General features: G+C 70.5%; 18 protein-coding genes, 1 tRNA gene and 1 pseudogene. 5 read left to right on the top strand and 15 right to left on the bottom strand.

What is annotated here, in order from left to right; translation table 11 throughout:
• Positions 1-61: 61 nt before the first annotated feature.
• Positions 62-1,768 (bottom strand): asparagine synthase B, encoded by a 1,707-nt coding sequence (gene asnB / locus BEN78_12140; protein ASR44008.1) that lies wholly within the window; start codon positions 1,766-1,768, stop codon positions 62-64.
• 261 nt (positions 1,769-2,029) lie between these two features.
• Positions 2,030-3,442: a sodium:dicarboxylate symporter gene (locus BEN78_12135; protein ID ASR45114.1), complete on the bottom strand. Its 1,413-nt coding sequence runs from the start codon at positions 3,440-3,442 to the stop codon at positions 2,030-2,032.
• Between the two features lie 205 nt (positions 3,443-3,647).
• Here BEN78_12135 and BEN78_12130 point away from each other — a divergent pair.
• Positions 3,648-4,013 (top strand): annotated as a pseudogene (locus BEN78_12130) (electron transporter RnfB).
• Between the two features lie 56 nt (positions 4,014-4,069).
• Here the strand turns inward: BEN78_12130 and BEN78_12125 are convergent.
• From BEN78_12125 to BEN78_12105, 5 genes are all read right to left on the bottom strand, one after another.
• A complete protein-coding gene (locus BEN78_12125; protein ASR44007.1) occupies positions 4,070-5,248 on the bottom strand; it encodes a hypothetical protein in 1,179 nt (392 codons plus the stop codon).
• A gap of 95 nt (positions 5,249-5,343) precedes the next feature.
• Entirely contained in the window at positions 5,344-7,242 is a 1,899-nt protein-coding gene (locus BEN78_12120; GenBank protein ASR44006.1) for a DNA mismatch repair protein MutL, read from the bottom strand.
• Positions 7,243-7,331: 89 nt separating this feature from the next.
• The gene (locus BEN78_12115) at positions 7,332-8,822 is read right to left on the bottom strand and encodes a hypothetical protein (GenBank protein ASR44005.1); all 1,491 of its coding nucleotides are present in this window, start codon (positions 8,820-8,822) and stop codon (positions 7,332-7,334) included.
• 74 nt (positions 8,823-8,896) lie between these two features.
• Complete coding sequence (locus tag BEN78_12110) at positions 8,897-9,382, bottom strand: tRNA (N6-adenosine(37)-N6)-threonylcarbamoyltransferase complex ATPase TsaE (protein ID ASR44004.1); 486 nt, start codon at positions 9,380-9,382, stop codon at positions 8,897-8,899.
• Entirely contained in the window at positions 9,379-10,881 is a 1,503-nt protein-coding gene (locus BEN78_12105) for a bifunctional ADP-dependent (S)-NAD(P)H-hydrate dehydratase/NAD(P)H-hydrate epimerase (GenBank protein ASR44003.1), read from the bottom strand. The genes BEN78_12110 and BEN78_12105 overlap by 4 nt, the downstream gene beginning before the upstream one ends.
• A 59-nt stretch (positions 10,882-10,940) precedes the next feature.
• On the opposite strand from BEN78_12105, the gene BEN78_12100 reads away from it, so the two are divergent.
• Positions 10,941-12,041, top strand: coding sequence for a tRNA epoxyqueuosine(34) reductase QueG (locus BEN78_12100; GenBank protein ID ASR44002.1), 1,101 nt, complete (start codon positions 10,941-10,943; stop codon positions 12,039-12,041).
• A gap of 431 nt (positions 12,042-12,472) precedes the next feature.
• On the opposite strand, the gene BEN78_12095 is transcribed toward BEN78_12100, so the two are convergent.
• From BEN78_12095 to BEN78_12070, 6 genes are all read right to left on the bottom strand, one after another.
• The gene (locus tag BEN78_12095; protein ASR44001.1) at positions 12,473-14,002 is read right to left on the bottom strand and encodes a glucose-6-phosphate isomerase; all 1,530 of its coding nucleotides are present in this window, start codon (positions 14,000-14,002) and stop codon (positions 12,473-12,475) included.
• A complete protein-coding gene (locus BEN78_12090) occupies positions 14,002-14,382 on the bottom strand; it encodes an aspartate 1-decarboxylase (GenBank protein ID ASR44000.1) in 381 nt (126 codons plus the stop codon). Before BEN78_12090 ends, BEN78_12095 begins: the two co-directional genes overlap by 1 nt.
• A 110-nt stretch (positions 14,383-14,492) precedes the next feature.
• Positions 14,493-15,359, bottom strand: coding sequence for a pantoate--beta-alanine ligase (locus BEN78_12085; protein ID ASR43999.1), 867 nt, complete (start codon positions 15,357-15,359; stop codon positions 14,493-14,495).
• A 44-nt stretch (positions 15,360-15,403) separates the two neighbouring features.
• Positions 15,404-16,222 carry a 3-methyl-2-oxobutanoate hydroxymethyltransferase gene (locus BEN78_12080; GenBank protein ID ASR43998.1) on the bottom strand — a complete coding sequence of 273 codons (819 nt, stop codon included), beginning with the start codon at positions 16,220-16,222 and terminating at the stop codon, positions 15,404-15,406.
• Positions 16,223-16,226: 4 nt separating this feature from the next.
• A complete protein-coding gene (locus BEN78_12075; protein ID ASR43997.1) occupies positions 16,227-16,745 on the bottom strand; it encodes a 2-amino-4-hydroxy-6-hydroxymethyldihydropteridine diphosphokinase in 519 nt (172 codons plus the stop codon).
• Positions 16,742-18,064, bottom strand: coding sequence for a polynucleotide adenylyltransferase (locus BEN78_12070; protein ID ASR43996.1), 1,323 nt, complete (start codon positions 18,062-18,064; stop codon positions 16,742-16,744). Before BEN78_12070 ends, BEN78_12075 begins: the two co-directional genes overlap by 4 nt.
• Positions 18,065-18,193: 129 nt before the next feature.
• On the opposite strand from BEN78_12070, the gene BEN78_12065 reads away from it, so the two are divergent.
• Together BEN78_12065 and BEN78_12060 are read left to right on the top strand one after the other, a co-directional pair.
• A tRNA-Glu gene (locus BEN78_12065) sits at positions 18,194-18,269 on the top strand.
• Positions 18,270-18,769: 500 nt separating this feature from the next.
• Positions 18,770-19,093 (top strand): ferredoxin, encoded by a 324-nt coding sequence (locus BEN78_12060; protein ASR43995.1) that lies wholly within the window; start codon positions 18,770-18,772, stop codon positions 19,091-19,093.
• A 94-nt stretch (positions 19,094-19,187) separates the two neighbouring features.
• On the opposite strand, the gene BEN78_12055 is transcribed toward BEN78_12060, so the two are convergent.
• Positions 19,188-19,697, bottom strand: a complete 510-nt coding sequence (locus BEN78_12055; GenBank protein ID ASR43994.1) for a hypothetical protein — start codon at positions 19,695-19,697, stop codon at positions 19,188-19,190.
• A 21-nt stretch (positions 19,698-19,718) separates the two neighbouring features.
• Positions 19,719-20,621, bottom strand: coding sequence for a 4-hydroxy-tetrahydrodipicolinate synthase (locus tag BEN78_12050; GenBank protein ID ASR43993.1), 903 nt, complete (start codon positions 20,619-20,621; stop codon positions 19,719-19,721).
• 206 nt (positions 20,622-20,827) lie between these two features.
• On the opposite strand from BEN78_12050, the gene BEN78_12045 reads away from it, so the two are divergent.
• Complete coding sequence (locus tag BEN78_12045; GenBank protein ID ASR45113.1) at positions 20,828-21,415, top strand: transcriptional regulator; 588 nt, start codon at positions 20,828-20,830, stop codon at positions 21,413-21,415.
• Positions 21,416-21,421: the final 6 nt, after the last annotated feature.

The following is a 21,421-nucleotide window of genomic DNA, read 5'->3' as shown; positions in this document are numbered from 1 at the left end:
CCGCGGTGCGGACCGACCTCCCCCGCGTTGCGGGGGAGGTGATCCATGCGGTGACGTGGCGTCAGGCCACTGCAGCGTGGTGGACGCCGGCAACTGCGCGGCCCGAGGGGTCGGCCGCAGTCGCGAACGCAGCGTCCCAGGCGATCGCCGCGGGCGACGAACACGCGATCGACTTGCCGCCTGGCACGGTCGCCGCCGCGGCCGGCGTCGGGAATGCCTGTTCGAACAGGCTGCGATACAGATACGCCTCCTTGGTCTGCGGCGGCGCGTGCGGGAAGCGACTCGCCGCGGCGGCCAGTTCGCGATCGCTGACCTGGGCCTCGGCGTGCGCCTTGAGCCCGTCGATCCAGCCGTAGCCCACGCCGTCGCTGAACTGCTCCTTCTGCCGCCACAGAATCTGGTCGGGCAATGCGCCGTCGAATGCGGCGCGCAGCAGGCCTTTCTCCATGCGTTGATACCCTTCGCTGCCGCGATCGATCATCTTGTATGCGGCGTCGATGTTCATCGCCACGTCGAGGAATTCACGGTCGAGGAACGGCACGCGCGGCTCGACGCCCCAGGCCATCATCGCCTTGTTCGCACGCAGGCAGTCGTAGCCGTGCAGCGCATCGAGCTTGCGCACCAGTTCCTCGTGGAATTGGCGTGCGTCAGGCGCCTTGTGGAAGTACAGGTAGCCGCCGAAGATCTCGTCGCTGCCCTCGCCCGACAGCACCATTTTCACGCCCATCGCCTTGATCCGCCGCGCGAGCAGGAACATCGGCGTGGACGCCCGGATCGTGGTCACGTCGAAGGTCTCGATGTGCCGGATCACGTCCGGCAATGCGTCGAGGCCCTCCTCGAACGTGTACTCGAAACCGTGGTGCACGGTGCCCAGGGCCTCGGCCGCGACCGCCGCGGCGGCGAGATCCGGCGAGCCGGCCAGGCCGATCGCGAACGAATGCAGCCGCGGCCACCAGGCCTCGCTGCGGTCGCCGTCCTCGATGCGATGACGCGCGTAGCGCGCCGCGACCGCGGCGACCAGCGAGGAATCCAGTCCACCCGACAGCAGCACGCCGTACGGCACGTCGGTCATCAGCTGCCGGTGCACCGCGGCCTCGAAGGCCTCGCGCAGCGCCGGCAACGACGGCGCGTGTCCGGCCACCGCGTCGTGCTCGCGCCAGGGCCGCGCGTAATAGCGCGTCAGCGTGTCGGTCGCGCTGTCGTACCAGTGGCCGGGCGGGAACTGCGCGACATCGGCACAGCTGTCGACCAGCGCCTTCATCTCCGAGGCCACGCGCAGCCGGCCTTCGCGGTCGTGGCCCCAGTACAGCGGCACCACGCCGATCGGGTCGCGGGCGATGATCGCGCGGCCCAACGTGCGATCCCACAGTGCGAACGCGAAGATGCCGTTGAGCTGCTCCAGCCATGCCGACGGGCCCGCGGGGTCGTCTGCATGCTCGCGGTACAGCGCATTGATCACTTCGCAGTCGGACGCGGTCGTGAATGCATAGGGCGCACGCAGGTCCGCCCGTAGCGCCTGGTGGTTGTAGATCTCGCCGTTGACCGCCAGCACAAGCGCCCCGTCGGCCGAGCGCAGCGGCTGGGCACCACCGGCCGGATCGACGATCGCCAGGCGCTCGTGCACGAGGATCGCGCGGTCGTCGGCGTGGACACCGCTCCAGTCGGGACCGCGGTGACGCTGGCGTTGCGAACAGGCGAGCGCCTGGCGGCGCAGGGAGGCGATGTCGTCTCCAGACTGCAAGCCGAAGATGCCGAAGATCGAACACATGGTGGGGCTCCTTGGGGGGTGAGGAGCCGCGCGCGGGCACAAAAAACCCGCATCGCGGCCGATGCGGGTTGTGTGTCTGGTGCCTTGCGCTTGTTGCCTTATCCTCGCGCCCGCTCCCACACCCGCCTCGGCCGCGCACGATTATTCGTGCGCGGGGCGTTGCGGTTGGTATTGTGGGCGGACAAGCGCGACATGGGATCGACCCTAACCGGTGCGCGCGCACTGCGCAACGGTTGCGTACGCAACCGCCCGCCCCGGGGGTCAGGCCGGGCGGGCCGGCGCCGCGTCGACCGGCGGCTGCGCATCGCGCGCGGCCTGCTCGGCCAGCACGCGATCGGGATCGACCAGTTGCGGATTGTCGAGCACCGTCGCCAGCCGCTCGCGGTCGAGTTGCCCGGTCCAGCGCGCGATCACCAAGGTGCCGATGCCGTTGCCGGTCAGGTTGGTCAGCGCGCGGCCTTCGGACATGAAGCGGTCGATGCCGACGATCAGCGCGATGCCAGCCAGCGGGATCACGCTCTCGAACGCGGCCAGCGACGCGGCGAGCGTCACCAGCCCGGCGCCCGATACGCCCGCCGCGCCGTTGGAGGAAATCAGCATGAACACCAGCAGCGCGATCTGGGTGCCGATCGGCACCTCGATCCCGAACGCCTGCGCGATGAAGATCGCGCCCATCGCCATGTAGATCGCGGTGCCGTCGAGGTTGAAGGAGTATCCGGTGGGAATCGTCAGGCCGACCACCGACTTGGGGACGCCAGCCGCCTCGAGCTTGGCCAGCATGCGCGGCAGCACGGTTTCCGACGACGAGGTGCCAAGCACGATCAGCAATTCGTCGCGGATCATGCGGATGTACTTGAACACGCTGAAGCCTGACCACCAGCAGATCGGTCCGAGCACCAGCAACAGGAACAGCAGGCAGGTCAGCCAGAAGCTGAGCATGAAGTAGCCGAGCGAACCGAGGATCGCACCGCCGTACTCGCCGATCGTGAACGCCATGCCGCCCATCGCGCCCAACGGCGCGAACCACATCACGATCTTGATCACGCCGAACATGACCTGGGCGATCGTGTCGAGCGCGGCGACCGCCGGCTTGCCGCGCTCGCCGAGCATCGTGATCGCACAGGCGACCAGGATCGCCATCACCAGCACCTGGATCAGCTGGCCTTCGACGAAGGCGGCGAAAAACGAACTGGGCACCAGATGCAGCAGGAAGCCGGTGATGCCATCGCCGGCTGCAGCCCCTGCGCTGGCGAGCGTGCCCTGCGCCGCCGAGGCGTCGAAGGTCTCGATGTCCAACCCAAGGTTGCGGCCGGGCCCGAGCAGGTTGACCACCACCAGGCCGATGCCCAGCGCGAACACCGTGGTGACGTTGAAATAGACGACGGTCTTGAGCGCCAGGCCGCCGGCCTTGGCGAGATTGCCCAGACCGGCGATGCCGACGGCGACGGTGGCGAAGATCGTCGGCGCGATGACGACCTTGACCAGCTTGATGAACAGGTCGGCCAGCCATTTCATCTGCGCGCCGACCTGCGGTGCGGCCAGGCCGATGACGATGCCGGCGGCAATCCCCAGCAAGACCCAGAAGTAGAGGTGGTGCCACAGCGGCTTGCGGGGGCGGACGGGGGTGCGGAGCGCCGCGTCAGGCGCGATCGGAGGCGTGGTATCGGTCGGCATGGGTCGAGCCTGCCAGAGCGCGGCGCCCCGCGCGGTCATACATTCGAACTAGACCGCGCAGTCAGGAACGGCCTGCGCGCGTATGTCGGGCCCGCCATCGACGACGCGGCGCAGCGCCTGCGGGCGCAGCGCGCTACCCTGTGCGCCGCCCGTCTTCGCCCCGCCGCATGTCCCCCGCCCCGCCCTCGTCGAACGCCTCGATCGCCTGCTGCCGCAGACCCAGTGCGGCCAGTGCGGTTTCGATGGTTGCCGCCCCTATGCCGAGGCGATGGCGCGCGGCGAGGCCGACATCGACCGGTGCCCGCCGGGCGGCGATGCCGGCGCGCGAGCGCTGGCAACCCTGCTCGGCGTGCCGGCGCAGCCGTTCGATCGCAGCCGCGGCCCGCACCATCCGCGCCCGCCGGTCGCGCTGGTGATCGAGGCGGACTGCATCGGCTGCACCAAGTGCATCCAGGCCTGCCCGGTCGATGCGATCGTCGGGGCGTCCAAGCTGATGCACACGGTGGTCGAGCCGCTGTGCACCGGCTGCGCCCTGTGCGTGCCGGCCTGCCCGGTCGACTGCATCGTCATGGTCGAGGCGGCCTGAGGCCCGATCGCGATGGTTGGGGCGGCCTCAGGCCGCCAGGTTCACGGTTCCTGCGTGGCCGGGTCGCGCGCAGGCGGGTCGGGCTGCGGCGGCGGCGCGTCGTCCGCATCGATTGACGGCAGCGGCGCTTCGTCCTTCGGCACCGTCACCGGCGATGTCGCAGGCGTGCGCTCCTCGGGCACTGGCGCGGTGCCGTCGCCGATCTCGATCGCCGGCGGTGGCGCGCAGGCACTGCAGATGCGCTCGACCTCGTAGCCCTTGGCGGCCAGTTTCTCGACCACGCCGTCCTCGCCCAGCAAGTGCAGCGTGCCGACGACGACCAGGATCTCGCCGTCCTGCTGCAGCATCTGCTCGAGCTTGGGCAACCAGGCATCGTTGCGCTCGGTGTTGATCCGCCGATACAACGCGGGAAAGCGCGCGCGCATATCCAGCGCCATGCCGTTCCAGAGCTGCGCCGCATCGCCCGCGCGCCAGGCGCCATGCAGCGCCTCGATCGAGGCTTGTCCGCCCTGCGCCTGGTCCAGCGCCTCGCGCAGCATTTCCACCTGCTCGAGCTGACCCAGGCCATCGAGAAAGCCGATCTGCTCGGACGCAGTTTCCAGCCCCGCGGTCGCCTTACCTGCCTCGCGCGCCTGCCGCGCCAGATACGCGTCCATCCCCAGTTGCGCCTGCAGGCCATAGCGGCCCAGTTCGGTCGTGGTCACCAGCAGCGAGGCGAACCACGGCTTGAACAATTGCAGGCTCTGCGCGCTCATGCCGCCGATCGGTTGCGCGGCGAGGTTCGCCTCGCCCCAGGCCGCAAGGTCGGCGGCGAGCACTGGCGGCAGATCGTCGTCGAGGCGACTGCCATCGCTGCGCAGACCCGCTTGCATCATCTGCATCGCCAGCGTCGGCGATTCCAGTTCCTCGGGCGACAGCTCGAAGACCACTTCGCCTGCCGCCGCCAGCGTCCGGGCGACGTCCTCGGACAGCGGATAGTCCGCCGGCTGCAGGAAATGGAACGAGCCCAGCAGATAGAGCGCACCGTGATCGCCCGAGACCTTCCATAGCAGCGGGACCGGCGGTGCTGGCGCGGGCACGTCGGCGATGTGGGGCACAGCGGACGGCGCGACCTCGCCCGTCGCGGCGGGCGACTGCGCCCATGCCGTCGGCGCCAGACCCAGGAACACGAACGCGAGCGCAATGACACGGGCGGCGCGCAACACAGGGAGCAAACGCATGCGGACTCCAGAATGAAAACGGTTCGGGATGCGGCCAGTCGCCGTCGTGCGGGCGCCTTCGGACAGGCGCCCCGGTGCAGCGAGCGGATCCGCGCTCAACGCCCGCGCAGGAACCAACGGTCGATCTCCGCGAGCGGGAAATGCGCCCAGGTCGGGCGGCCGTGATTGCACTGCCCCGAGCGCTCGGTCGCTTCCATCTGCCGCAGCAGGGCATTCATTTCGGGCACCGTCAGCCGTCGGTTCGCGCGCACCGCGCCATGACAGGCCATCGTCGACAGCAACTCGTCGCGTGCCGCACGCACGCGACGGCTCTCGCCGTGCTCGCGCAGGTCGGCCAGCACATCGCGCAACAGCGCCTCGGTGTCGCCATCGACCAGCAGCGCCGGCACGCCGCGCAGCAGCAGCGACTGCGGCCCGGTGCGCGTGACCTCGAAGCCCAGGTCGGCGAGCGTGCCCGCTTCCTGCTCGGCGACATCGGCTTCGCGTTCGGAGACCGCGACGGTCTGCGGCACCAACAGCGGCTGCATGCGCACGCCCTCGCCGTCGTGCGCGGTCTTGAGCCGCTCGTAGCCGATGCGCTCATGGGCGGCGTGCATGTCGACGACGATCATGCCGTCGGCCGCCTGGCTGAGGATGTAGATGCCGTGCAACTGTGCGACTGCGTAGCCGAGCGGCGGGACGAAGGCGGCGCTGTCGGCGGCGGTACTGCTGTCCGCGGCCATGCCGTGAGCGCTCGCGCCGTCTTCGCCCGTCCACGCATCGCCGACCGCGGGCCCCGGCGCGAACGTCGCGTCCGTCCCTGTGGGGGTCCCGGTATCGCCGCCGCCCATGCCGCCGCCGTAGAGGCTGGCATAGGCTGCACGCGCTTCGCCCACGCGCAGCGCCAGGTGCGTCTGCGGCATCGGCCGCGACCAGGCAGCGGCGGTGCCGGTCGCCGGGCCGGCGGCGAACGTCGCGCCGGGCAACGGCGCCTCGGCCACCACGTCACCTGTCTGCCCGGCCCGGGTGTCGGCCAGCGCTTCGTGCAAGGTGCGATAGACGAAGTCGTGCACCAGCCGCGCGTCGCGGAACCGAACCTCATGCTTGGCCGGATGCACATTGACGTCGACCCGGGTCGGATCGAGCTCGAGGAACAGCACATAGGCCGGCTGCCGCCCGTGGTACATCACATCGGCGAAGGCCTGCTTGACCGCGTGCGCGACGCTGCGATCGCGGATCGAGCGGCCGTTGACGTACAGATACTGCTGATCGGCGCTCGCGCGCGAGTACGCCGGGCGCGCGATCCAGCCCGACAGCCGCAGGCCCGCCGCGGCATGGTCGATGCGCAGCGCGGCATCGGCGAATTCGCGGCCCAGCGTCTCGACCAGGCGCGCGCCCGAGAACAGGTCTTCATCGCCCTTGTAGCGGCGCGCGGGCTTGCCGTTATGGCTCACGCGCAGTTCGACATCCGGCCGCACCAGCGCCAGCGCACGCAGCCATTCTTCGATGTGGCCCAGCTCAGTGCGCTCGGCGCGCATGAACTTGCGCCGCGCCGGCACGTTGAAGAACAGGTCACGGACCTCGACGGTCGTGCCGCGCGGATGCGGTTTGGGAGCCAGATCACCGACGCGCCCGCCATCGACCTGCAGCACGCTACCGTGCGCATCGTCCTCGCGGCGCGAAGCCAGCGAGAAGCGGCTGACCGAGGCGATCGACGGCAGCGCCTCGCCACGGAAGCCGAGGGTGGCGACCGATTCGAGATCGTCGAGCGAGCCGATCTTGCTGGTCGCGTGCCGCGACACCGCCAGCGGCAGTTCCTCGGGCGCGATCCCGCCGCCATCGTCGCGGACGCGAATCAAACGGACCCCGCCTTCCTCGAGCTCGATGTCAACCCGGCGCGCACCGGCATCGAGCGCGTTCTCGACCAGTTCCTTGACCACCGAGGCCGGTCGCTCCACGACCTCGCCGGCGGCGATCTGGTTGATCAAGATATCGGGCAGTTGACGAATGGGCACGGCACGGCGGCGCCAAGGCGCTTTCACAGGGGGGGACGGGGATGATAGCCGGCGCCGGGCGTGACTGCCGGACGGGTCGCCCCCTGGAGTCAGGGGCTGCCGCCGCCGCTGGCACCGGCCGCAGCCGCGGCGGCGCGCGCCGCGTAGAGCGTGCCCGGAGGCGGCTGGCTGGTGAAGAAGGCATTGATCCCCTGCAGTACGGCGGCAGCGACACGACGCTGGTGCCCGGGATCGAGCAGGCGCTTTTCTTCGTCCGGATTGGAGATGAAGCCGGTCTCGACCAGCATGGCCGGCATGTCGGCGTTGCGCAGCACCGAGAAGTTCGCGTACTCGACATTCGACTTGTGGGTCTTGCCGACATCGCGCAGGCCGGTCAGCACGTGCGTCGCGGCCTCCTGCGATGCGCGCATGTGCCCGCTTTGCGCCATTTCGAGCAGGACGTTGGACAGCGTGTCCTTCTCCAGGCGCACGCCGCCGACCAGGTCGGCACTGTTCTCGCGGTCGGCCAGCCAGCGCGCCTGCTGCGAGGACGCGCCGCGCAGCGACAGGGTGTAGACCGAGGAGCCGTAGGCGGCACGGTTGAGCGCGGCGTCGGCATGGATCGACACGAACATGTCGGCCCTGGCCTGACGCGCGCGCCGCGCGCGCTGCGGTAACTCGACATAGCTGTCGTTGTCGCGGATCAGATGTGCGCGCATGCCGGGCGTGGCGTTGATCTGGCGCGCGAGTTCGCGCGAGATCGCCAGCACCACGTGCTTTTCATAGGTGCCGCTGGGTCCGATCGCGCCGGGATCCTGGCCGCCATGGCCCGGGTCGATCGCGATCACCAGCGGTCGCATGCCAGGCCCGACCGTGGTCGGCAACGGCGGGGCCGCACTGCGCGGCGCCGGCGCTGCGGCCTCGGGTGTCGGCGCGGGCGCCTGCGCAACAGGCGCGGCCGCAGACGCTGCCGGCACCGGAGTCGGCGCGGCGGGCTGCGGTGCCGGCGTGGCCGGTGCACGGGCGCGGGCCATCTCGGCAATCAGCCGCGAAGTGGCATCGTTGGACGCGAGTGCAGGATCGGGCGGCGGGGTGCGGGTGGCCGGGATGCTGGCGGCAGGCGCGGCAGTGCCACTGGCCGCGGTAGCCGGCGGTGTCGAGGCCTGAGCAGCGACGCGCGCGATCGGGTCCGCATCGCCGTCGCCCGGCCACTCGACGACCAGGCGGGCGCCGTCGCCGCCTTCTTCCAGACGTGGCGCCATCGCCACGATCGGGCTGGCGAGATCGAACACGATCCGGGTGGTGCCGGCCACTGGCTGACCGGTCCGGACACTGCGCACGACGCCCCGCGCGGGCGGGAGCGCCAGGCCGCCGCGGAGCTTGGTGCCAGGCAGGTCGACCACAAGGCGGTCGGGGTTGGCGAGGGAGATCACCGAGAACTCGGCCTTGCTGTCCAGCCGCAGTTCGGCCCGCGTGCCGGTCGCACCGGTCTGCAGGTCGACGCCACGCAATTCGGCGCCGTAGGCCAGGTTCCAGCACAGCGCCGCGAGCAGCGCGAGCGCCAGCAAGGCCTGAGACAGATTGATCCCCCGGATACGCATGCGGCTAGTCAATCATCGCCGCCAGGACAATGCAAGCCGTTTTCCCTTGCAAATCCGCAGCCTGCGTATCCTTCCTACGGTTTCGGTTCAGCAACAGTTGGCAAACGGACCGACGCTGCGACCGCCTCGCACCAGCGCCGGCCGGCGTCCGAGAGCGCATCGAGGCGAACGCTGCGCCCCTGGCCCGACAAGGCCAGACAGATCCGCAGATCCGGCTGTGGCAAGGCGTCGGCGCCGCGCTCGGGCCACTCGATCAACCACAGCCGCGCGGCGATGTCATCGAGGCCGAGAAACTCCAGCTCGCCGATGTCGCCGATGCGGTACAGATCCAGGTGTAACGCTTCGCCCCCCGCCACCGGGTAGCGCTCGACCAGCGTGTAGGTCGGGCTGCGGACGGTGCCGGTCACGCCCAGGGCACGCAGCCAGGCGCGGGCCAGCGTCGACTTGCCCGCTCCCAGGTCGCCTTGCAGATGCACCACCGCCGGCGTGGGGGCGGTGGCGGCGAGCGCCTGCGCGAAGGCCTGGGTCGCGGCCTCGCCGTCGAGTTGCCACAGGCTCATCGCCACGTCTCCATCGGCGCCGGATTGGCCAGCGGACGCAGCGCGGCGACCAGGTCGACCGGCAACAGGCCGCGCTCGCCGCCATTACACGCCGCGAGATCGCCGGCGGCGGCATGCAGCAGCGCGCCGCAGGCCGCGGCGGATTCGGGATCGAGCCCCTGGGCGCGCAGCGCCGCGATCACGCCGGTCAGCGCATCGCCCATGCCGCCGGTCGCCATGCCCGGGTTGCCGGCGGCGACCAGCCACGGCGTGCCGCCCGGCGCACAGACCAATGTGCCCGCGCCCTTGAGCACGACGACCGCGCCGGTCTGGGCGGCCAGCCGGCGCACCGCGGCGGGCCGGTCGCGCTGGATGTCGGCGGTTGCAACGCCGAGCAGGCGCCCGGCTTCGCCCGGATGTGGGGTCAGCACGGTCCCGGACGGGAGCGCACGGGGCATGGTGGCCAGCAGACTCAGCGCGTCGGCATCGAGCACCAGCGGGCGGCCGCTGCCCAGCACCTCGTCGTACAGCCCGTGGCCCCAGGCGCCGCGTCCCAGCCCCGGGCCGAGCGCGACCACATCGGCGGTCGCGAGCAGATGCGCGAGCGTGGACGTGTTGTCGATGCGGCGGGCCATCGCCTCCGGACAGCGCACCAGCAGCGGGGCGACATGCGCCGCCTGGGTCGCGACCGACACCAGCCCGGCCCCGGCGCGCAGCGCAGCCTCGGTGGCCAGCATCACCGCCCCGCCCATGCCGTGGTCGCCGCCGACGACCAGCACGCGGCCGGAGGTCCCCTTGTGGCTGTTGCGCAGACGCGGGCGCAGCCAGTGCGCCAGGTCATTGGCCTCGATCCGGCGCGCGCCGCCGGGCCCGGCGGCGGCCATCAGGGCCGGATCGACGCCGAGCGGATCGAGTGTCAGGTCGCCGGCATGGTCGGGGCCGTCACCGGTCTGCAGGCCGATATGCGCGGCGAGGAACTGCAGCGTGGCCTCGGCATGCACCGCGACACCCGGCACGCTGCCGCGATCGCCGTCTAGGCCGCTGGGCACGTCGAGCGCCAGCACCGGCGCGGGCGCGGCATCGATCGCGGCGATCAAGGTCGCAGCGTCGGCGTCGGGCGCACGCGACAGGCCGATGCCGAACACGGCATCGACGACCAACCCGGCCGATGGGAGCGGGCCGCCATCGAATGTCACGATGTGGCCGCCGGCCTCCACGAAGGCCGCGCACGCAGCGCGCGACAGCTCGGTCCGTGGCGCATGCGTGTCGAGGCGGACCACCTGCACCTCGCAGCCGGCCGACTGCGCGTGGCGCGCGAGCACGTAGCCGTCGCCGCCGTTGTTGCCCGGTCCGCAGACCACGACGAGCGTCGCCACCTGCGGCCAGCGGCTCTGCACCAGACGCCACGCGGCCTGCCCGGCGCGCGCCATCAGCACACCGGCATCGCCGCCCTCGGCTGCGATCGCCGCGGTCTCGAGCGCGCGCAAGGCCGCCGCGTCGTACAGCAGGGTTCCCGGCATGGACGCCGCGTTCGAGGCACAGGGTGGGCTCATCGCGCCGATTCTATACTTCACGCATCGTGAGTCCCCGCCCCGACACCCCCGATGCCGCGCCACCGGCCCGCTCCCCGCCCGAGCCGCAGCATGTGGCTGCGCGCATCCGCGCGATCGCGGCCGAGATGGGCTTCCAGCGCTGTGGCATTGCCGGGATCGAACTCGCCGAAGACGAGGCACACCTGCGCGATTGGCTGGCCCAGGGGCTGTACGGCACGATGGACTGGATGGCGCGCCACGGCACGCTGCGCGCACGTCCCGCCGAACTGCTGCCGGGCACCGTGCGGGTGATTTCGGTGGGGCTCGACTACGGTCGCAACGACGACGACAGCGCCTGGGACACGCTGGCCGACGGCCGCCGCGCCTACGTCGCGCGCTATGCGCTCGGTCGCGACTACCACAAGCTCATGCGCAACCGGCTGCAGAAGTTCGCGCACCGTATCGCCGAGGAGATCGGCCCGTTCGGCCATCGGGTGTTCGTCGATTCGGCGCCGGTGCTCGAACGCGCGCTTGCGCGCAACGCCGGCCTGGGCTGGATCGGCAAGCACACCTGCCTGATCGACAAGCGCGGCGGCTCGTGGTTCTTCCTGGGCGAGATCTACGTCGATGTGCCGCTGCCGATCGATCCGCCAGCGAGCGCGCATTGCGGTACCTGCACGCGCTGCATCGACGTCTGCCCGACGCAGGCGATCGTCGCACCGTACCGGCTCGATGCGCGCCGCTGCATCTCGTACCTGACGATCGAACACGACGGCGCGATCCCCGAACCACTGCGCACGCCGATCGGCAACCGCATCTTCGGCTGCGACGACTGCCAACTGGTCTGCCCGTGGAACAAGTTCGCCAAGCGCCACGACGAACCCGACTTCCGCGCCCGCAACGGCCTGGACACCGCGACTCTGGCCGAGCTGTTCGCCTGGGAAGAGGACGAATTCCTGCAGCGCACCGAAGGCTCGCCGCTGCGCCGCAGTGGCCATCGTCGCTGGCTGCGCAATATCGCCGTCGCGCTGGGCAACGCGCCGACCGCCCCCGACACCATTGCCGCCTTGCGCACGCGCCGGCATTCGGGCGATGCGCTGGTCGACGAGCATGTCGAATGGGCGCTGGCGCAGCACGACGCGCGGTGACGAAGCGGCACGTCGCGTACGGCGTTCGGTCGATCGCGGCGTCGCGCGAACGCCGGTTGTCCGGCGGCAGGTCAGCGTTGGCGGGATGACAGGGCCGTAAGGGCCCGCCCCCGCCCCCACCCAGCGCGCTGCGCGCGCTGACCTCCCCCGCACGCGGGGGAGGTGACTTCAGCCTGCGGCGCGCGGCCGACTCCCACACGCACGGATACGCCTGCGCTCCTTCCCGCACGCGGGGAACGCTGGCTTATGCTCATTTCCCCGCACGCGGGGAAGGCTGGCTTGTGCTCCTCCCCGCACGCGGGGAAGGCCGGCTTATGCTCCTTCCCCCGCACGCGGGGAAGGTTGGGATGGGGGCGCTTTGTGCGACAAGCCCATCCCCCACCTGACGCGCTGCGCGTGTCGACCCCGCGCGCGCGGGAGGTCGACGCGGATCAGGCGTTGCGGCGTGCGCGCAGTTCGTCGAGCAGGGCGCGGGTGACCGGATCGGCGATCTCGGCGTCCTGACCCTGCACCGCGGGCAGCAGTTCGCCGGCGATGCGCTTGCCCAGTTCGACGCCCCACTGATCGAACGCGTTGATGCCCCACAGCACCGACTGCGCGTAGACGCTGTGCTCGTAAAGCGCGATCAGCGCGCCGAGGCTGTGCGGGTCGAGCCGGTCGAGCAGCAACAAGGTCGACGGGCGGTTGCCGGGATAGGACTTCTGCGGATCGTCAGCGGAAAACCCGTTGGCCAGCGCTTCGGTCTGCGCGAGCAGGTTCGACAGCAGCGCGGCGTGGTTGTCTGCATGCGGGTGCGCCGGATTCACCACGCCGATGAAATCGGCCGGCACCGTCTGCGTGCCCTGGTGCAGCGCCTGGAAGAAACTGTGCTGCGAGTTGGTGCCCGGTCCGCCCCACAGCACCGGCACGGTGTCGAGCCCGACCGGCTCGCCCTCGGGCGTGACCGACTTGCCCAGGCTCTCCATCACCAACTGCTGCAGGTAGGCCGGCAGCAACGCCAGCCGCTCGTCGTAGGGCAACACGGCGTGCGTGGCCAGGCCCAGCGCATTGCGGTTCCAGATGGCGGTCAGCGCGTGCAGCAGCGGCAGGTTGCCGGCCAGCGGCGTCTGCAGGGCGTGCGCGTCCATCTCGGCCGCGCCGTCGAGCAAGGCATCGAAGCCGTCGGCGCCGATCGCCAGCGCGATCGAGAACCCGACCGCCGACCACAGCGAATAGCGGCCACCGACCCAGTCCCACATCGGCAGCACGCGCTCGGGCGCGACGCCGAAGGCCTGCGCCCGCGGCACGTTGGCGCTGACCGCGTACAGCCGCTCGCTGCCACCCAGCCAGTCGCGCACGACCGCACCGTTGAGCAGGGTCTCCTGTGTGCCGAAGGTCTTGGAGACCAGGATCGCCGCGGTCTTTGCCGGATCCAGCTTCGCCAGGCGGTGCTGGGCGTCGCTGCCGTCCACGTTGGTCAGAAAATGCACCCGGAAACGACCGGTGCCGAAGTCCTTGAGCGCGTCGACCACCAGCCGTGGGCCGAGATCGGAGCCGCCGATGCCGACATTGACGATATCGGTGACCTCGGAGGCCTCGAGCTGCGCGACCAGCGCGCGCATGCGCGTGCGTGCAGCGAGCGCCTGCTCGCGTGCGTCGCGCGCAGCCGGCGCCTGCGACAGTGCCGAGCGCAATGCGACGTGCAGCGCTGGGCGCTGCTCGGAGGTGTTGACGATGGCGCCGTCGAACAGCGCGCGCATCGCGGCCGCCAGGTCGGCCGACGCGCCAAGCGCGAGCAGCGCATCGCGCGCCTCGCGGTCGAAGCGCTGGCGCGCGAAGCTGGCGTAAAGCCCACCGACGCGCAGCGCGAAGTCGCGCGGGCGCGCGGCATCGGCGGCAACGAGGTCGGCGATGTGCGCCGCGTCCAGGCGCCGGGCGTGCGGCGCCAGCGTGTCGCGGATCAATCGCACCGCCATCGTCATCAGGCGGCCTGCGCCGGGATCGAATCGTTGGTGTGCGTCATCCGATTCTGCCGGTCGACGTAGACCAGGGTCGGCTTGAACTTGGCCGCCTGCGCCTCGTCGAGCACACCATAGGCGCAGATGATCACCAGATCGCCGACGCCGGCCTTGTGCGCGGCGGCGCCGTTGACCGAGATGATGCCGCTGCCGGCCTCGGCGCGGATCGCGTAGGTCGCGAACCGCTCACCGTTGTTGATGTTGTAGATCTCGATGCGCTCGTACTCACGAATGCCCGACAGGTCGAGCAGATGGCCGTCGATCGCGCACGAGCCTTCGTAATGCAGCTCGGCGTGGGTTACGGACGCGCGGTGGATCTTGGCTTTGAGCAGGGTCAGTTGCATGGCGGCGGCCGGGTGCGGCCTTTGGCAGACGCGGGCGTTCCGCAGGAGTGGGCAAGTATAGGCGCCGCGTGCGGCATCGCAACATGCGCCCCGGGCGCGCGAGCGGCGATTCAGCCGGCTGCGGACGCCGGCGCCAGGCTGAATTCGAGGTTGTCGATCAAGCGGGTCGAGCCCAGCCGGGCGGCGAGCAGTGCGACCGCCTCGACGTCGCCGGGCGCCAGCGATCCGAGCGCGGGCGTGCGCACGACCGCGTAGTCGACCGCGAACCCCTGCGCGCTGAGCTGCGCCTGCGCGTCGGCCTCGACCTCGGCCGGCGCGCGACCGGCACGCAGGCCCTCGCGCATTGCCTGCAGCGTGCGATACAGCTGCGGCGCCAGTGCGCGCTGGTCGGCGTCCAGATACTGGTTGCGCGAACTCAGTGCCAGCCCGTCGGCATCACGCGCGATCGCGACCGGCAGCACCTGCACCGGGAACGCGAGCTCGGTGACCAAGTGCGCGATCACCGCCAGTTGCTGGTAGTCCTTGCGTCCGAACGCGGCGACATCGGGCTGCACCTGGTTGAACAGGCGCGCGACGACGGTCGCCACACCATCGAAGTGCCCCGGCCGATGCGCGCCGTCGAGCACTTCGGTGATTCCGGGCACGCGCACGGTGACCGTGTTCGCCAGCCCCAGCGGATACATCGTCTCCACCGACGGCTGCCACAGCAGGTCGCAGCCCGCAGCGGCCAGTCCCTGCGCGTCCTGCTCGGGCGTACGCGGATAGCGCGCGAAATCCTCGTTGGGCCCGAACTGGGTGGGATTGACGAACACGCTGGCGACGACACGGTCGACCTGCGTGCGCAAGGCCGCGACCAGCGAAAAGTGCCCCGCGTGCAGGTTGCCCATCGTCGGCACCAGACCCACGCGCAGGCCCGCACGCTTCCAATCCGCGATACGCGCGCGCAGGACGGTCAGGCTGTCGACGGTTTCGATCATGGCAGGGCGTACGGATTGGAAGGCGAAAGCCGGCTGTGCTGCGCTCAGCTGTAGGAATGCTCGGGGCCGGGGAAGCTGCCGTCGCGCACCGCCGCGACGTACGCACGTGCCGCGCCGGCGACCGAGCCGCCATCGGCCAGGAAGTCGCGGACGAACTTCGGCCGGCGATGGCCGCTGTCCAGACCGAGCATGTCGTGCAGCACCAGCACCTGGCCGTCGCAGTGGGGGCCTGCGCCGATGCCGATCGTCGGCACTGGCGAAGCGGCGGTGATCTCGGCGGCCAGCGCAGCCGGCACGCCCTCGAGCACGATCAACGAGGCACCGGCCTCGGCGATCGCGAGCGCGTCCTCGCGCAGTGCCTGCGCGGCGGCCTCGTCGCGGCCCTGCACCTTGAACCCGCCGAAGCGCAGCACCGACTGTGGTGTGAGCCCCAAGTGCGCGCAGACCGGGATCTCGCGTTCGACCAGGAAGCGCACGACCTCGCGCTTGTTCGCCGTCGCCCCTTCGAGCTTGACCATGCCGGCACCGGCCTGCAGCAACCGGGTGGCGGCGTCGAGCGCACGCTCGGGCGTCGCATCGGCCTGGAACGACAGGTCGGAGACGATGAGCGCGCGCCGGGCCGCCCGTGCCACGCAGGCGGTGTGATAGACCATGTCGTCGGTGGTGACCGGCAACGTCGAGCCGTGCCCCTGCACCACCATGCCCAGCGAATCGCCGACCAGCAGCAGTTCGACCCCGGCCGCATCGAAGGTGCGCGCGAACCCGGCGTCGTAGGCGGTAAGCATCGAGAGCCGGTGACCCGCGGCGCGGGCCTCGAACAGCGCGGGCACGGTCACCGGCGCGGAAGTGTTGGGCGTGGTCATCGCCCTAGGGTATCGCTTCGATGCCGCTTCGATCCATGCCCGCGAGCACGTCGGCAGCTTTGCCGACACCAGGAATGTGCGCATCGGGCGCGACATCGAGCAGCGGCACCAGCGCGAATGCGCGCGCATGCAGATGCGGATGCGGAACGATCAGTCCCGACAATGCGAGCACCGCATCGCCGTACAGCAGCAGATCGAGGTCGAGTGTGCGCGGCCCCCAGCGGTCGCTGCCATCGGCCGCGCGGCGTCGCCCCAGCGCGGTTTCGATCGACAACAGCGTCTCGAGCAGTGCGGTTGCCGGCAAGCCGGTCTCAAACGCTGCCGCGGCGTTGATGAAATCCGGCTGCTCGGTCACGCCCCACGCGGGCGTGCGATAAAAGCGCGACAGCGCAAACCCCGAGATGCCGGGCAAGGCTGCCAGCGCGCGCGCCGCGTCATGCAACGTCGCGACGGCGTCGCCGAGATTGGCGCCCAGCCCGACGCAGGCGCGCACGCGCGGCGCCTCCGCCGGCCCGAAACTCATCCGGCTGCGGGGGCGCGCCGACGGCGGCGCTTGCGACGCGGGGCCTGCCCCTCGCCATCGCCTCCCTCGTCACCCGGGAACAACGCGATCGCATGGTCGGGATCGCGCTGGGCTTCCTGCCAGAACGCGACATCGGCGGCATGGGCCTCGGACGCGGCGCTGCGCAACACCAGGAAATCGAAGGCGGCGCGAAAGCGCGGGTGCGACAGCATCCGGGTCACCCGCTTGCGCTGGCGCTGCGGGAAGCGCGCCTGCAACAGCCAGATCTCCTGCATCGGCAACGAGAACCGGCGCGGCAGCGCGACCGTCGACAACTGGTGCAACGTCACCCGGTCCGCGGCCCGGCGCTGCGCATCCACCGGCTGTACGCCCTCGGCCTGCAACTTCATCAACGTGCGGCAGTACGCCGGCCACAGCAGGGTCGCAAACAGGAAGGCCGGCGACACCGGATCGCCGGCGGCGACGCGGGCATCGGTCGAGCGCAGGCCCGCGACGACCATCGTGCGCAATGCGCCGCTGCGGTTGCTCGCCAATGCCTTGGCAGTCTCGGGGAACAGCGCGCCCAGCAGGCCATGCCGCTCCAAGCCCTCGAAGCTCGCCACCGCGTGCCCCGACAGGAACAGCTTCAGGCATTCCTCGAACAGCCGCGCCGGCGCCGCTTCGGACAACAACCCGGCAAGTTGCGGGATCGGCGCTGCGGTCTCGGGCGCGATCGAAAAGCCCAGCTTGGCCGCCAGCCGTACGGCGCGCAGCATCCGCACCGGGTCCTCGCGGTAGCGCGTCTCCGGATCGCCGATCAGCCGCAGCACGCGATTCTCGACATCCTCGAAGCCGCCGACGTAGTCGCGTACCGAGAAGTCGGCGATCGCGTAATAGAGTGCGTTGGCAGTGAAGTCGCGCCGGACTGCGTCGTCCTCGATCGTGCCGTAGACGTTGTCGCGCAGCAGGCGGCCGTCGTCGTGCACCTCGCGATCGCCGCTGCCGTCGTCGACGTTGGCGCGGAAGGTGGCGACCTCGATGATCTCGCGGCCGAACACCACGTGCGCCAACCGGAACCGCCGCCCGATCAGTCGGCAGTTGCGAAACAGTGCCTTGACCTGCTCGGGCGTCGCGTCGGTCGCGACGTCGAAATCCTTGGGCGCCAGGCCGACAAGAATGTCGCGGACCGCGCCGCCGACCAGATAGGCGGCATGCCCGGCCTCATGCAGCCGGTACAGCACACGCAGCGCGCTCTGGCTGATCTGCCGGCGCGAGATGATGTGCTGGTCGCGGGGGATGGTCCGCAACGCGGAGCCCGGAGTCGAAGTGTCGTCGTGCATCAAATGAAAATTTTCCGTGGGCGACCCGTTGCGGGGCCCGCAAGCCTGCTATACTAGCAAGCTGCACACGTCTTTCCGATGTTCTGCAGACCGGTCGTCCAACCGGTCGCCGCTTCGGCGGTACACCCAGCTCCCTTCGTCTAGAGGCCTAGGACGTGGCCCTCTCAAGGCTAAAACACGGGTTCGAATCCCGTAGGGAGCGCCATATTCAAGAATAAGGCCCGCGCAAGCGGGCCTTTTTCGTTGAGACGTCCGGCGAGTGCGCTTCGCAGCGCAGGGCTACCCCCACCCGGCGCGCGGGCGCGCCGACCTCCCCCGCATGCGGGGGAGGTGACCGAACCGGTTACAAACGTCCGCATCAGCGGACGGCCGGCCGGTGGCCGCGTCGAGCGCGCCAAGGGTGAGCCCGCGTTGCTTGCGCGGCATGCCGCGCAAGCGAGTGAACGCCCGGCGTGCTTCGCCGGGCCGGACCGACCCGCGAAGCGGAACGGGCGCGCGCCCGAGTCAGGACAGGGTGTCCTGACCGAGGGAAGAGCGGCTTCCGGCGGGTCGGCCGCCCGTCCGAAGACGCCGCGCCGTCGTGTCAGTCAAGCGCCTCTTCGCTCGTCCAACATCACGTCCTGGACGCGCAAATGCGAATCCTTTCCACCGCAGCGCGGAGCGCTGCCTTAAACTTGACGCATTGCCGCGTGCTCGAAGATCTCCATGCCTTTCGTCGTCACCGAAAACTGCATCAAGTGCAAATACACCGACTGCGTCGAAGTCTGCCCGGTGGACTGCTTCCATGAGGGCCCGAACTTCCTGGTCATCGACCCGGACGAGTGCATCGACTGCACCCTGTGCGAGCCTGAGTGCCCGATCAACGCGATCTACCCCGAGGACGATGTCCCCGCCGGCCAGGAACAGTACGTCGCGCTGAACGCCGAACTGGCCCAGGCCTGGCCGGTGATCACCACGCGCAAGGACCCGCTGCCCGACGCCAAGGCGTGGGAGGGCAAGCCGGGCAAGCTGCCGCTGCTCGAGCGCTGAGGCCACGTCGGGCATCGCAACGAAAACGGGCGCCGCGAGGCGCCCGTTCTGCGTTAGCGGGCCGACGCCGGTCGACCCGATCGGCGCCCTGGCCTCAGTTGGCCAGCGCCGCGCGCAGCGCCGCGATCACGCGCTCGGGGCCTGCGCCGCTCGCCGCGACACCACGCGGATCAACCGCCGACACCGTCGCCCCGCCCTGCCCGGCGCCCACGCGCACCAGGAACTGGCTGCCCGCATAGCTGACCTCGTAGGTGCCCAGCGCCTGCGACTGGCTGTTCACGGTCACGCCCTCGATCCCGGCCAGCACCTGACCGACGCGGGCGAACACGGCGTCGCGCTCGCCGGCTACGGTGAACGCGACATTCGACGAGGCGGCCGCAACCGTCGCCGACTGGGTCGCCGAGCCGCCGGTCTGCGGCAGCGCCATCGCGCCGTCGGTGCGCGGCTGGTCGAGGTCGGGCGGCACTTCCAGCGGCCGGCTCTCGGGACTCTGCGCATACAGCGCGTTGTCCTTCTTGAACCAGCGGCAGCCGCTGGCGCCCACGACCGCGACGGCCAGGACGGCGATGGCGACGTAACGGATGGGGGAATGGGATCGACGCATGGGTGGAGTTCTCCTGGGAAATCAGGCGGCGCGCGCGCGGCAGGACCCTTCCAGGTCCGCCGCCAGTCGCGTCGCGTCGTCGGCCTGCGCGCGATGCGCCTCGGCCAGTGAGGTCAACGGCAGGCGCAGCCCGTGGCCGAAGCCCTGGCGCGCCAGTACCGCCTTGACCGGGATCGGATTGGATTCGATGCCCGAAAACGCATGGATCGGTTGCAACTGCGCATCCCAGGCCATGGCCTCGTCCGCACGTCCGGCGCGCGCCAGATCGCACAGGCGACGGAATGCGGCGGGCACGATATTGGAGACCACCGAGATCGTGCCATCGGCACCGGCCAGCATGGCGCGCGCGGCCGTGGGATCGTCGCCGCTGAGCACCGCGAACGTGTCGCGCTGCAGCGCCAGCAGCGCCTGCATGCGCGCCTGTCCGTTGTGCGCCTCCTTGATGCCGACGATGCGCGGATGCGGCGCGAGCGCGGCGACGGTCTCGGGCAGCAGGTCGGTGCCGGTCCGCCCCGGCACGTTGTAGAGCACCACCGGCACGTCGCCGTCATCGGCGACCGCGCGGAAGTGGGCGTCCAGCCCTGCCTGGGTCGGGCGCACGTAGGCCGGCATCACGACCAGCGCAGCATCGATGCCGAGCGCCGCCGCGCGACGGGTCAGCGCGATCGTCTTCGCCGTGCCCGGCTGCCCGGTCCCGGCCAGCACCGGCACACGGCCGGCAACCCGCGCGACGGTGTCGGCGATCAGCCAGTCGTACTCCTCATCGTCCAGCGTCGCCGCCTCGCCGGTCGAACCGGCAACCACCAGCCCCTGGGTCCCCGCCGCCAGTTGCGCATCCACCAGACGTTTCCACGCCGACCGGTCGAGCGCGCCGGAGGGCGAGAACGGGGTGGCCAGAGCGGTGATGCTGCCGGAGAGTCGCAAGATGAGGCATCCAAGGCGTGAGGACGGGACGGGCGTGCTCGCCGGAACGCGCCCGATGGGCGCACGAGTGGCGGAAACACGGGGAAAATGCCGGCCGATGTTACTTGCGGCCGCGAAGCGCGGGCAAGTATGCTGACCGCAGCGCCGGCCCCGGCCGGATCGCCGTTCACCCTCCAGTCGCCCCCGACGCGCTTGCCGTCGACCAGATTCCCGCCGCGGACGCCGCCTTGACTGATTCCGATACCGCTTCACGGCCTGCGCCGAACGAGAACTACCTGCTCATCAACGCCTACACCACGCATCCGGCCTCGCCGCTGCTGTCGGTGTCGCGCCGGATCGCAGACAGCGGCTGCAACCTCGTCGACACCCGCCTGTCCACCGTGGGCCGCGATGTGTCGGTCACCGCACTGGCCAATGGCCCCTGGGACGCCGTCGCCAAGCTCGAGGCGATGCTCACGCGCCTGGAGCGCGAGGAAGGCCTGAAGCTGATCTGGTACCGCACCGGCCCCAAGCCGGTGCAGTCGAACCTGCTGCCCTACGTGGTGGAAGTCGTCGCAGCCGACAAGCCGGGCATCCTGTACCAGTTGGCGGACTTCTTCGACCGCCAGGGCATCACGATCGAGAGCCTGCACTCCTCGCGCTATCGCGCGATGCAGACCGGTGCGGACATGTTCTCGGCCCAAGTCACCATCGGCATTCCGTCGAACATGCACATCGCCGCATTGCGCGACGATTTCCTCGAGTTCTGCGACCACCTCAATCTCGACGCCATCATGGACCCGATGAAGTTCTGATGCCGA

This window comes from Xanthomonas citri pv. mangiferaeindicae (assembly GCA_002240395.1).
GTDB lineage: Bacteria > Pseudomonadota > Gammaproteobacteria > Xanthomonadales > Xanthomonadaceae > Luteimonas > Luteimonas citri_A.
The sequence above is the reverse complement of the archived record's forward strand: the minus strand, read 5'-3'. Positions and strand labels throughout refer to the sequence as shown.